This window comes from Halogeometricum limi (assembly GCF_900115785.1).
GTDB lineage: Archaea > Halobacteriota > Halobacteria > Halobacteriales > Haloferacaceae > Halogeometricum > Halogeometricum limi.
The window spans coordinates 583,331-595,380 of sequence record NZ_FOYS01000003.1 but is presented as its reverse complement, the minus strand read 5'-3'; the positions used below and the strand labels follow the sequence as shown (position 1 = coordinate 595,380).

Annotated in this window: 15 protein-coding genes; 8 read left to right on the top strand and 7 right to left on the bottom strand. The window is 66.7% G+C overall.

From position 1 onward, the window contains the following. The first annotated feature begins 64 nt into the window (after positions 1-64). Positions 65-733, top strand: a complete 669-nt coding sequence (locus tag BM282_RS11740) for an ArsR/SmtB family transcription factor (RefSeq protein WP_089881010.1) — start codon at positions 65-67, stop codon at positions 731-733. 3 nt (positions 734-736) lie between these two features. On the opposite strand, the gene BM282_RS11735 is transcribed toward BM282_RS11740, so the two are convergent. Continuing rightward, positions 737-1,219 carry a hypothetical protein gene (locus tag BM282_RS11735; RefSeq protein WP_089881007.1) on the bottom strand — a complete coding sequence of 161 codons (483 nt, stop codon included), beginning with the start codon at positions 1,217-1,219 and terminating at the stop codon, positions 737-739. 154 nt (positions 1,220-1,373) lie between these two features. On the opposite strand from BM282_RS11735, the gene gatD reads away from it, so the two are divergent. Together gatD and BM282_RS11725 are read left to right on the top strand one after the other, a co-directional pair. Beyond that, positions 1,374-2,627, top strand: coding sequence for a Glu-tRNA(Gln) amidotransferase subunit GatD (gatD, locus tag BM282_RS11730; protein WP_089881005.1), 1,254 nt, complete (start codon positions 1,374-1,376; stop codon positions 2,625-2,627). A 59-nt stretch (positions 2,628-2,686) separates the two neighbouring features. After that, the gene (locus BM282_RS11725; protein ID WP_175501517.1) at positions 2,687-3,631 is read left to right on the top strand and encodes a GNAT family N-acetyltransferase; all 945 of its coding nucleotides are present in this window, start codon (positions 2,687-2,689) and stop codon (positions 3,629-3,631) included. 12 nt (positions 3,632-3,643) lie between these two features. On the opposite strand, the gene BM282_RS11720 is transcribed toward BM282_RS11725, so the two are convergent. From BM282_RS11720 to carA, 3 genes are all read right to left on the bottom strand, one after another. Continuing rightward, on the bottom strand, positions 3,644-4,675 hold the full coding sequence (locus tag BM282_RS11720; protein ID WP_089881003.1) for a sensor histidine kinase: 1,032 nt from the start codon (positions 4,673-4,675) through the stop codon (positions 3,644-3,646). Positions 4,676-4,741: 66 nt separating this feature from the next. Further along, positions 4,742-4,927 (bottom strand): hypothetical protein, encoded by a 186-nt coding sequence (locus BM282_RS11715; protein ID WP_089881000.1) that lies wholly within the window; start codon positions 4,925-4,927, stop codon positions 4,742-4,744. 101 nt (positions 4,928-5,028) lie between these two features. After that, complete coding sequence (carA, locus tag BM282_RS11710) at positions 5,029-6,102, bottom strand: glutamine-hydrolyzing carbamoyl-phosphate synthase small subunit (RefSeq protein ID WP_089880998.1); 1,074 nt, start codon at positions 6,100-6,102, stop codon at positions 5,029-5,031. Positions 6,103-6,199: 97 nt separating this feature from the next. Between carA and BM282_RS11705 the strand changes: the two genes are divergently transcribed. Next, positions 6,200-6,622, top strand: a complete 423-nt coding sequence (locus BM282_RS11705; RefSeq protein ID WP_089880996.1) for an Lrp/AsnC family transcriptional regulator — start codon at positions 6,200-6,202, stop codon at positions 6,620-6,622. Here BM282_RS11705 and BM282_RS11700 read toward each other — a convergent pair whose 3' ends face one another. Then, positions 6,623-7,300, bottom strand: a complete 678-nt coding sequence (locus BM282_RS11700) for a PHP-associated domain-containing protein (RefSeq protein ID WP_089880994.1) — start codon at positions 7,298-7,300, stop codon at positions 6,623-6,625. It abuts the gene before it with no gap. A gap of 52 nt (positions 7,301-7,352) precedes the next feature. Between BM282_RS11700 and BM282_RS11695 the strand changes: the two genes are divergently transcribed. Genes BM282_RS11695 through BM282_RS11680 form a run of 4 tightly spaced genes read left to right on the top strand, consistent with a single transcriptional unit; the run spans position 7,353 to position 10,167 of the window. Beyond that, positions 7,353-8,312, top strand: a complete 960-nt coding sequence (locus BM282_RS11695; protein WP_089880992.1) for a diacylglycerol/lipid kinase family protein — start codon at positions 7,353-7,355, stop codon at positions 8,310-8,312. 50 nt (positions 8,313-8,362) lie between these two features. After that, positions 8,363-8,983, top strand: coding sequence for an NUDIX hydrolase (locus tag BM282_RS11690; protein ID WP_089880990.1), 621 nt, complete (start codon positions 8,363-8,365; stop codon positions 8,981-8,983). Further along, positions 8,958-9,395 carry a desampylase gene (locus tag BM282_RS11685; protein WP_089880987.1) on the top strand — a complete coding sequence of 146 codons (438 nt, stop codon included), beginning with the start codon at positions 8,958-8,960 and terminating at the stop codon, positions 9,393-9,395. Before BM282_RS11690 ends, BM282_RS11685 begins: the two co-directional genes overlap by 26 nt. A 58-nt stretch (positions 9,396-9,453) precedes the next feature. After that, positions 9,454-10,167, top strand: a complete 714-nt coding sequence (locus BM282_RS11680) for an SDR family NAD(P)-dependent oxidoreductase (protein ID WP_089880984.1) — start codon at positions 9,454-9,456, stop codon at positions 10,165-10,167. 17 nt (positions 10,168-10,184) lie between these two features. Here BM282_RS11680 and BM282_RS11675 read toward each other — a convergent pair whose 3' ends face one another. Next, positions 10,185-10,649, bottom strand: a complete 465-nt coding sequence (locus BM282_RS11675) for a hypothetical protein (protein ID WP_089880982.1) — start codon at positions 10,647-10,649, stop codon at positions 10,185-10,187. Between the two features lie 86 nt (positions 10,650-10,735). After that, a complete protein-coding gene (kynU, locus tag BM282_RS11670) occupies positions 10,736-11,998 on the bottom strand; it encodes a kynureninase (protein WP_089880979.1) in 1,263 nt (420 codons plus the stop codon). Positions 11,999-12,050 lie beyond the last annotated feature (52 nt).

Below are 12,050 nucleotides of genomic sequence, written 5' to 3'. Positions count from 1 at the left end.
ACGACGGCGCGTCGTCGAGCGAACCTCAGTAAGCCTAATCAGGCCCCGTGATTTACCTATCGTTATGGACTCCGCGGTACTGCTAGATTTACTCGGAAACGAGAACCGGCGGCGCATCCTCCGGCTGTTGTCGCACAAACCGTGTTACGTGACCGAGATAAGCGAGTACCTCGGGGTGAGTCCGAAGGCGGTCATCGACCACCTCCGGAAACTGGAGGACGCCGGCCTCATCGAGAGTCGGACCGACGACCAACGGCGCAAGTACTTCCACATCTCTCGGAATCTCCGGCTGGAGGTGAACGTCTCGCCGTACGGCTTCGGCGCGAAGTCGGCTTACCCGGCGAGCCCGAACCTCGACATGAGCGGCCGGTGTCCGCATCTCTCGTTCGACATCCCGCGCGAGGAAACCCAAGACGTCGCCGAACTCGCGAAGGAACTCGGCCACCTCGCGGACTTAGAGAACGAACTCTCGCTGGCGCAACGCTGGGTCCACGGCAGAATCACGAGCGCGCTGGACCGCCTGAACGAGCGAATCGGGGCGGACGCCGACAGCAGATTCCACGCGGAGACGCTGGCGGCCATCGCCCGCGGCGAGGAGACGGTGGAGGGCGTCGCGCGCGAACTCAACGCCTCCTACGAGGCGGTCGAAGAGGCGGTCCACCGACTCGCCGAACGCGGACTCGTCGCCCGCGACGACGACCGATGGGTGGTCGCCGGCGGCACCGTCGCGTGACGGCTATATCTCCCGCGTGAGGCCGTCCCGCAGGTCGCGTCCGAAGTAGTGTCCGACGACCGACACGAGAAAGCCGACACCGACGCCGACGCCGGCTATCGCGAGGCCGTACTCCGTGACGAGGCGGAGCGCGAACGGTGCGAGTGCGAGCGCGGAGGTGAGCGTGCTCAGCGCCAAGAGCAAGCCGGAGACGAGGCCGCCCGCCAGTCCGACTTCGAGGTACCGCCGTTCGTGCGAGAGTGCACCGACGGCGAACCCGACGACGAACAGTGCGAGGAATCGGCCGACGAAGCCGACGAGCGGAATCGCACCGCCGAGGAACGACGCGAGGAGGGCGGCGACGAAGACGCCGACGAACCGCTTCGGCGAGAACAGTCGGCCGCCGTTCGACGACCCGTCTCTCGGGGACGACACCGCGTCGCCGTCTTCGTCGCTGTCGAGCGAGACGTCGAACGTGGAGGGTTCTCTCTCGTCAGTTCGTTGCATGGCTGATGGTGCGCGTTCCGGGAGTATGGCTGTTGCGCCGAGCGACGCGACGCGCGGACGAGGGGACGGTCGAATCCGACGGCCACGAAGAGACGAGCGAATCCGACGGCCACGAAAGGGAGATTTGAAGTCCGGTCCGGCGGTACCTCGCGGTATGAACCCAGGGGACCGCGTCCGCGTCGAACGCGCGGGCGTCACGAACGAGGGCGTCCTGATGCCGTCGTCGACGCCGGAGTATCTCGTCGTCAAACTCGACGGGGGGTACAACGTCGGTATCGAACGCGACGACGCCGACGTCGACGTACTGGAGACCGACGTGTACGACGTCGAAGAAGCACAGTCAGAGTCGACTACCTCCGAGATAGCGTTCGACGACGACCTGCCGACCGTCTCGCTCATCTCGACGGGCGGCACCATCGCCTCGACCGTCGACTACCGGACGGGCGCGGTGACGGCGCAGTTCGACGCCGAAGACGTCCTCCGCGCCGTGCCGGACCTTGCGGGGCGCGCGAACTACCGCGGACGCGTCGTCGCAAACATCCTCTCGGAGAACATGACGCCCGACGTGTGGCGTGACCTCGCCGACGCCATCGAGGCCGAAATCGAGGCCGGCACCGACGGCATCGTCGTCATGCACGGCACCGACACGATGCAGTTCACCGCGGCGGCGATGTCGTTCGTCCTCGACACGCCCGTCCCCATCGTCTTCACGGGGAGTCAGCGCTCCGCGGACCGCCCCTCCTCGGACAACGTGATGAACGCCGTCTGCGCCGTCGAGGCGGCGAAGGCCGACTGCGCGGAGGTGCTCGTCTGCATGCACGGCTCCGAGTCCGACGACGTCTGCGCGCTTCACCGCGGCACGCGCGTCCGAAAGAACCACACCTCTCGTCGCGACGCCTTCCAGACGGTCGGCGCGAAACCGCTCGGCGAAGTCGACTACGAGTCCGAAGAGATTCGCTTCCGCCGGGACTACGCCGCCCGCGGCGAGACGGAGTTCGCCGTGGCGACCGACCTGAACGAGGACGTCGACCTCCTGAAGTTCACGCCCGGCATGGACCTCGACGCGTACGCGGAGTTCCTGCGGAGTCGCGACTTAGACGGCCTCGTCGTCGAGGGAACGGGTCTCGGCCACGTCCACACCGATTTCATTCCGGTCCTCGAAGAGTTGGTTGAGTCGGGAACCGTCGTCACGATGACGACGCAGTGTCTGGACGGCCGCGTCTGTGACCGCGTGTACGACACGGGCCGCGACATCCTGGACGCGGGCGTGGTGGAGGCGGGCAACACCCTCCCCGGAACCGCGAAAGTGAAACTGATGTGGGCGCTCGCGAACCGCGACGACGCCGCCGAGTCGATGACGCGCGATATCGCAGGCGAACTCACCCAGCGGTCGGTGCCGTGGGAGTGACCCCGTCCCCGTCCGAACCAGACATGTTCGCTCGGTACGAGGACGACACCGGCGAGTCGGTGGTCGTCCGTGCCGCCCGTCCCGAGGACTACGACGCCGTCGCCGCGTTCACCGAGGACACGTGGTCAGACCGCGGCGGGAGCGACTACATCCCCGACATCTATCACGATTGGATCGCCGAGGACGACGGCGAGACGCGACAGACGTTCGTCGTCGACCTCGGGTCGGAGACGCCCTCGGCGGAACTCGGCGCAATCGTGCAGGTGGTCACGCTGTCGCCGTACGAGGCGTGGGGGCAGGGACTCCGCGTCAACCCCGACTACCGCGGGCGCGGACTCGCGAAGGCCATCACGCGGGCGAGTTTCGCGTTCGCCCGCGACGCCGGCGCGACGGTGCTCCGGAACATGATATTCTCGTGGAACGTGAAGAGCCTCGGACTCGCCCGCGACACCGGCTACCGGCCGGGTATCGAGTTCCGGTGGGTCAACCCGGTTCCGGACGCGGACGCGACGCCGGAGAGCGACGCCGCGTCGCTTCCGGCCGTCTTCGCGGACGACGCCGACCCGGACGCGGCGTGGGCGTTCTGGTCCGAGAGCGACACGCGAGCGGAGTTACGCGGACTCACCCTCGACGCCGAGGAGTCGTGGGCGCTGTCGACGCTGACCCGAGAGCGACTCCACGACGCCGCCGACGAGGGGCGACTGCTGGTCGTCGGGTCCGGGCCGACGCGCGGGTTCGCCGTCCGCAACCGAACGTACGAACGCGAGAGCGACGAGGGTGACGAAGAGACGTGGGCCGAGTACGCCGTCGCCGCGTGGGCGTGGCGCGACGAGGCGGCCGCCGAGGCACTCCTCACCGCCGTCGCCCGCGACGCCGCCGGCGTCGACGCCGACCGGACGCGCGTGTTGATTCCCGAGGGCGTCCAGTGGGTGACCGACGCCGCCCGCGCGAAGGCCGACATCGCCGAACAGCCCACGTTCGTGATGGAAGCCGACCTCACCTGACTGGGCCCGCTCTCAGGTCCACTCGACGCCGTCGACTTCGACCCGCGCACCGCCGAGGCCGCTCTGTTCGACGCGAATCGTCCAGCCGTGCAGTTCGGCGATTCGGGCGGCGACGGCGAGACCCATACCCCGTTCTTCGCCGTTCGCCGTCGGGTCGAGGACGACGCCGGCTTCGAGGACGCGAGCCCGGTCTTCCGGCGCGATTCCCGGGCCGTCGTCTTCGACGAAGAAGCCGCCGTGGGTCGTCCCGACCCGGACCCGGACCGTGTCGCCGCCGTGTTCGAGCGCGTTCGAGAACAGCACGTCGAACAGTAACTGCAGGAGGTTCGGGTCCGCGAGGAGTTCTCGCGAGTCGAAGACGAGGAACGACGCGTCGTTATCGTCGGCGTAGTACCACGCCGTCTCGGCCTGTTTCCGGAGCGTGACCGGTCGCATCTCGATGGTCGTGTCGTCGTCCCACGCCAACGCCGCGCCGGTCCCGACGACGACGTCGATTCGTTCGAGCGACCCCAACAGCTCTCGTCCGACGTCGTTACCCTGCTGTGCGAGTTCTCTCGCCTTCGACAGCGCGTCCGTCAGCGGTACTTCGAGGTCCGTCGAGAGGATGTACGCCAGCATCTTGAGCCGGGTGTTCTGCACCTTCACGCGGTTCTCCGCGAGTCGTCTGTCGGTGATGTTCATGTGGAGGACGAGGGCGTGCCGGCCGCCGGTCGGGGACTCGAACGGCACCGCACGCATCAGGAACCAGCGCTGTTCGGTCGGCGAGTGGCAGGGGTAGTCCGCGGCGAAGACGTCGTCTGCTCCGTGGAGGACGCGTCGAAGTCCGTCGGCGACGGCGGCGGCCTCTTCGGACTCCTCGCGGGCGGCGTCGCAGACGGCGAGGTAGTTCACGCCGACGAACGTGAGTTCGCCGGTGTACCCGTTCGCGGAGGCGAACGTCCGCCACGCCCGGTTCGTGTAGATTATCTCTCCTCGTTCGTCGAGAATCGCCACCTCGGTGGGGAGTTCGTCGAACGCCTGTTCGGGGAGAGAGAGCGCGTTCATGAGTGACTGTTCGCTACGTACACCCATGACCTTATCGTGGCAACAGAATGGGCCGACGACGGAGAGTCACGCCTCGCGGACGCCGCGGGCGAACTCCCACCCGGCGACGGCGGCGAGCGCCCCGCAGAATCCGAGGAAGAACGCCACGAGAAGCGTGTTCTGGGGTGATACCCCGAATGCGTCGCCCCAGACGAACAGGACGCCGTAGACGAGGAAGAATCCGAGCGTCGGGAGGAATCGAATCGCGTTCACGACACCGGCTTTCGAGCCGTCACGTAAAACGAGTTCGCCGTCGGGTCGGGTGTCGCGTGAGGTGCGCGTCAGGTGGGACGGAGTGGTGCGTCGCGTGGTGGTCAGTCGGAGACGACGACTCGGCGCGAGTCGGTGTCGACCATCCCGAGGACGTCGTCGAAGAAGCCGAGCGAGTCGTGGGGGCCGGGGTGGGCCTCCGGGTGATACTGGCGCGTGATGACGTTCAGGTCGTCGTTCTCTAACCCCTCTGCGGTGTCGTCGTTGACGTTGACCTGGGTGACTTCGAGGTCACCGGGTTCGCCGACGGTGTAGCCGTGGTTCTGCGTGGTCATGACGACTTTGCCGGTGTTCAGGTCGCGGACGGGTTGGTTGACACCGCGGTGGCCGAACGCCATCTTCTCCGTGGTGCCGCCGAGCGCGCGCGCGATAATCTGCTGGCCGAGGCAGATGCCCGCGAGGGGAACGTCGCCGACGAACTCCTCGACGAGCGCCTGCGCGTCGCCGAAGTTCGCCGGGTCGCCGGGGCCGTTCGAGACGAACAGCACGTCGGGTTCGAGTTCGTCGATGGTCGCTGCCGTCGTGTCGTGCGGCAGGACGTGGACGTTCGCCCCGCGTTGGGTCAGCGAGTCGACGATGGACAGCTTCGCGCCGCAGTCGACGAGGGCGACGTCGGCTATCGCCTCGCCGTCGGCCTGGTACGTCTGGTGTTCGACGGTACTGACCTGTGCGCCGATTTCGGTGTGCTCGCTCATGCCCTTGCACTTTGCGAGTTCGGCCTTCGCGTCCTCCGGCGTCACGTCGTCGCCGACGGCGATACCGCACTTCATCGCTCCCTTCTCGCGCACAGAGGTCACGACGTCGCGCGTGTCGATGTGGTCGATGGCCGGCACGTCTTCGCTCTCGAGCCACTCGGCGACGTCGTCGGTGAACTCGCGGGCGATGGCGGCGCGCGGGTGGATACGGTCCGATTCGAATCGCTCGTCTCGGACGCCGTAGTTCCCGATGAGCGGGTAGGAGAACGTGAGGACCTGTTCCTCGTAGGAGGGGTCCGTCAAGCTCTCTTCGTACCCGGTGTACGCAGTCGTGAAAACCAGTTCGCCACGTGTGCGTCCCGGCGCACGACCGCGCGCTTCCACGACGCGGCCGTCCTCCAGAGCCAAGTAGGCGTCCGACATTACGAGAAACACACGGAACCCGGGCGCATAAATGTTGCTTTCGAAGCTCAGTTACGAATTTCGTAATCGGTAAGGTCCCGGGGCGGACAGTGGGTGCATGGACGAGTTGGACCGACAGATTCTGGACCTCCTTCGGCGAGACGCTCGGACGCCGTACACGGAGATCGCAGAACAGGTCGGAACCTCCGAGGGGACGGTCAGAAACCGCGTCGAACGCCTCACCAACGACGGTGTCATCGAACGGTTCACTATCGCCACCCGGACCGGGAACATCAAGGCGATGATAGAAGTGTCGGTGAAAGTTGACGTCGACACCACGCAGATATCCGACCGGATGGCCGAGTGGGACCAGGTCGACTTCGTGTGGCAGGTGTCCGGCGAAGAGGACGTGGTCCTCGTCGTCGACGCGGCGGACACGCGCGCGGTGAACGAACTCATCACGCAGGCGCGCGAGATGGACGAGGTGAAGAGTACGAAGACCCGTCTCATCCTCGACGAGCGACTCGGACGGAACCCCTGATTACTTCTCGACTAAGTTCGCCGTGAATCCGTCGCCGTACCCCTTCGACGCGTGGAACCTCGTGTACAGTCTGTCGAGATGCTTTTCGAGGCGGTTGAGGCGCACGACCGGTTCGATTCGTCCGTCGCGAATCGCGTCCGCCACCGCTTTCGGCGTCAGTTCGTCGGCGTCGACGAGCGTGTACGCGCGGCCCACTTCGATGGGGTAGTGCGCGTCGCTGCCGCCGGTGAGGGGGACGTCCATCTCCGCCGCGAGTTCGCGCGTCTGCTCGACGTGTTCGGTGTTCTTCCCGTTCAGTTCGACGGCGTCGAACGCCGCGTCCACGTGTCGCAGGTCGCTGTTCCGGAACGGGTGGGCGACGATGGCCGCGCAGTCGTTCTCGTGGGCGATTTCGACGGCCTCGTGGGGCGTCAGTTCTCCCGGTTCCGTCCGACTCGGCGGGTTCGGGCCGACGATGAGGAGGTGGCCTCTCGTCGTCGTCACCTCGACGCCCGGAATCGTCGGAAACCGTCGGTCCGCGCTGTAGGTGTAGTCGTGGTTCGTCACCGCGATGCCGTCCAACCCGCGGAGACGAGCACAGAGCGTCGCCAACGTGAGGCCGAGTGGGTCGAACCAGGTGGGTTCTCCGGGCGACCAGTGAAAGAAACGAGAGTGCGTGTGGATGTCGACGGCGAACACGACCGTTTCGACGCGACGGTAGGACTTTGTTCTTCTGCCCCCAGGCACAGTCGTGACCGACCGTATCCTCGTACTCAACCCCCGAAGCGGCGACGGCAAACGGAGCGTCCGCGCTCGGACGATAGCCGAGAACCGAGGATACGACGTCCGCGAGAGTCAGACGAAGGGGGATACGATAGACATCGCGCGACAGGCGGCGACGGAGCGTCCGGACACCATCGCGGCCTGCGGCGGCGACGGGACGCTGAACGAAGTCATACGCGGCGTCGACGACGCGGGACGACTCGACGACGTGACGTTGGGCGTCGTTCCCGGCGGAACCGGGAACGACTTCGCCGACAACGTGGGCATACGCGGCGTCGAACACGCGTTCGACGTCCTGGACGAGGGCCGCGAACGCCGACTCGACCTCGGAAGCGCCCAGTGGACCGCCGAGGCGTCAGCGGCCGCCGTCGAACGCGTCGCTCCGCGCCCCTTTCTGAACTCCTGCGTCTGCGGCCTCACCGCCGAGGCGAGTGCCCGGACCTCTCGCGAGGCGAAGCGCCGACTCGGCGTCGTCGCCTACGTCCTCTCGACGCTCCAGCGGACGCGGACGTTCGAGGGTCTGCAGTTGGACGTCCGCGTCGGACCGGCGGGGGAACGCGAACCCGCGTGGTCCGGCGAGGCGTTGATGCTCCTCGTCGGTAACGGCCGACGGTTCCCCGGCGAGCAGATGCGGCAGGCGAACATGGAGGACGGCCTGTTGAACGTCGTCGTCGTAGAGAACCGTCCGGCCCTCGACTATCTCCGACAGGGGGCCGCCGACAGACTCCTCCGTCGCGGTGCATCGCACCTGACGCGATTGACCGCGAAGCACCTCGAAGTCGACGCCGGTACCTCGCGGCAGTTCAGCCTCGACGGCGAACTCGTCGAGGGGCGTCACCTCCGCGCGGACGCCAGGGCGGGGGCGATGCGATTCACAGTCGGCGCGTCGTACGAACCGTCGCCGTCGGACCCGAACGGCGCGACCTGACGCCGGCGCGCATCGAAGACTCCTTGACCCACCTCGCCATTGTGAGGCGTATGAGTGCAGACGAGGGCGGGAGTGCCGCCACCGACTCGGAGGGCGAACTCCACAAGAACGCCAAACAGGACGTCATCGCCGTCGACCCCGACGACAACGAGGTCGGACTGGTCAACCGACTGGATGCCCACACCGGCCACGGGACGCGTCACCGCGCGTTCACCTGTCTCGTCTTCGACGGCGAGGGGCGTCTGCTCCTCGGCCAGCGCGCGCCGAACAAGCGCCTCTGGGACACCCATTGGGACGGCACCGTCGCCTCCCACCCCGTGGAGGGCCAGAGCCAAGAGGAGGCGACCGAACAGCGTCTCGAAGAGGAACTCGGAATCACCCCCGACCAGTACGACGACCTGCGCGTGACCGACCGCTTCGAGTACCGACGCTACTACGAGAACGCCGGACTGGAGTGGGAGGTTTGCGCGGTGCTGAAGGTGACGCTCGACGACACATCGCTCGACCCCGACGAGGAGGAGATAGCCGGACTGCTCTGGGTCGACTACGAACACCTCTACGAGCATCCGGAGTGGTACCGGCAACTCCGTCTGTGCCCGTGGTTCGAAATCGCGATGCGCCGCGATTTCGAGGACGAACACGCCGATGAACAGTCTCCGACTCCGTACTGACGCGAGAGACGCGATTCTCGCGCACGCCCGCGAGGGCGCGTTGACGACGCCGCCGAGCGAAGTCTGCGGGGTGTTAGGGGGCCGACGAGCGTCGGGTGACGACGGCGCGGACACCGACGCAGTCGCCGTCGCCGAACCGGTAGCGAACGTCGCCGAAGACACCCGGACGCAGTACGTCCTCGACCCCGCGGCGACCGTCGAGACCATCGACGCGATGGAGGCCGACGGACACGACGTCGTCGGGTTCTACCACAGTCACCCCGAGAGCGACCCGGTGCCGAGTCGCACCGACGAACAGGAAGCGCGGTGGACGGGCTACGTCTACCTCGTCTGCCACCCGGACGGGCGACTGAACGCCTATCGCTTCACCGGGGACGCGTTCGAACCGCTCGAAATCGTCGACGCCGAGTGACACGACCCGCGCGACGAGAACACAACCCCCTTCCCGCGTCGCCTCTTCTCTCCCGCCGATGACAGCGGACGTGCCGGAACCTGACGTGTATGACTCTCTGGAAGGGCAGGTCGCACTCGTGACGGGTGCGAACCGTGGTATCGGACGCGAGATAGCCGAGCAGTTGCACGACCTGGGTGCGACGGTGTTCGCCGCGACGCGGAGCATGACCCACGACGTCCCCGACGAGTGGGAACACCTCCTCGTGGACGTGACCCAAGAGGGCGAGATATCGGACGCCGTGGACGACATCTTCGCCGGCGCGGGCCGTCTCGACATCCTCGTCAACAACGCGGGAGTGCTCGAAGACGAGGGCGACATCGTCGCCGAGTCGGTCACGAACATCGACCGAACGTTGGCGACGAACCTCCGCGGCCCGATGCTCGTCTGCAAGCACGCCGTCCCCCTCCTCATCCAGGACGAGGGCGGGCGCGTCGTCAACGTCTCCTCGGGGATGGGCGCACTCGGCGAGGACCAGTCCGGTGGCTCTCCCTCCTACCGCATCTCGAAGACGGGGCTGAACGGCCTGACGAAGTATCTAGACGGCGAGTACGGCGAGAAAGGACTCGTCGCGAACTCGGTCTGTCCGGGATGGGTCCGAACCGACATGGGCGGCGAAGAAGCAGACCGGTCCGTCGAACGCGGCGCGGAGACGCCCGTGTGGCTCTCGCGATTCGAACCCGGCGCGCCGTCGGGCCACTTCTGGCGCGACAAGGAAGTTATCGACTGGTAGTCGAACTCGAAACTCCCTCAGACCGACGGTCGGACGGGTTCGTCTTCGACCGTCGGAACGTCGTCGCCGGTCGAAGACCGGAAGACAAAGAGGTTCGTGACCAGTGCGATGGCGGGGATGCCGAGCATCGCACCCATCACGAGGACACCCAACAGCGTTCCGCTCATTAGGCCGGTTCCCACAGACCCGAGAACGGCGAGGGCGATACCGGCAATCGACGCGCGCCGCTGTACGCGACGAGAGACGGCGTCGGTGAACCAGCCACCGGCGGCGACGACACACGCGAGAGCCAACCCGACCGTTCCGACGACGACGAGGACGTTCGCGAACCTGACGGTCGTCGAAATCGGCTCACCGGAGGCACTCAGTCCCGAGATGACGAGAGGGAGTGCGCTCAACAGTCCGAACAGCACGGCAATTACGAGTGCGAGGAGCGCACCCACTACGTTACCACCACCGAGGGCGAGACGTTTGTAGTTCATAAACTCTCCAACCAGTCGAACGACGGACACGAATATAATTATAGCATACTGCAAACCTGAGTGTCTGACCCGGTGGTCTATCGGGATTACGTGACACCACCGCCGCGCGTCTCGAACCGTTCGTACTCGTCGTTCTCCAGAATCTCTTCGAGATGTTCGACCACTCGGTACACGTCCTCGAAGCGGACGTAGTACGGCGACGGGCACACTCGCACCACGTTCGGCGGTCGGAAGTCGACGACGACGCCGCGTTCTCTCAGCGCCTCCGAGAGTCGATACGCCTCGGGATGTTCGACGGCGACGTGACCCCCGCGGCGTTCGGGGTCGCGCGGCGTCCCCACCTCGCACTCCGGCAGGCGTTCGTCCACGAGCGAGACGAGATACTCCGTCAGCGCGACGGACTTCTCTCTGAGTCGGTCGATGCCGGCGGCTTCGGTCACGTCGAGTGCGCCGTCCAGGGGGGCCGCCGCGAGCAACGGCGGCGTCCCGATTTGGAACGCGCCCGCCGACTGCGCCGGCGTGAACGTGTGGCGCATCTCGAACTGCGTCGCCTTCTCGTGTCCCCACCACCCCGCGAGGACGGGCGTGACGCCGAAGTGTCGTTCGTTCACGTACAGACCGGCTAGCGCGCCCGGTCCGGCGTTGAGATACTTGTAGTGACACCAGACGGCGAAGTCGACGCCGTGTTCGGACAATCGGTGCGGGACGACGCCGACGGAGTGCGCGAGGTCGAACCCGACGAGTGCGCCCGCGTCGTGGGCCGCCTCGGTGATTCGTTCGACGTCGAGCAGTTGTCCGCTCCGGTAGAGGACGGAGGGGAGAAACACCATCCCCACGTCGTCGTCGATGGCCGAGACGACGTCGTCCTCGTCGATGGTCCGGCCGTCGCGACTCTCCACGACGCGGAGAGCGTCGTCGGGGTCTCGTCCCATCTGTCGGAGTTGCGCGCGGATGGCGTAGTGGTCCGTCGGGAAGTCGAGGTCGTTCACGAGAATCTGCTCGCCGCGTTCGGGGTCGTAGAACGTCCCGACCAGCGTGTGGATGTTCACCGTCGTGGAGTTGCCGACGACCACCTCGTCGCCGTCGGCGCCGACGAGCGGGGCGACCCGGTCGCCGAGCCGTTCGCCGTAGGTGAACCAGTCGGGGTCGGCGTCGGTCCACCCGCGGATGGCGAGCGACTTCCACTCGTCCAGCACTCGGTCGAGTGCCGCTTCCGCGTCCGCTGAGAGCAGTCCGAGCGAGTTGCCGTCCATGTACAACTCGTCCGGAAGGTAGAACCGGTCGCGCACGTCGGCGAGGGGGTCCGCCCGGTCACGTTCGCGGGCGTCGGCGAGGGTGGGGTCGTCCATGTCGGCCACTCCGGCGCGGACCGCAAAGAGCTTCGTGTCCCGCGGTTCCCCG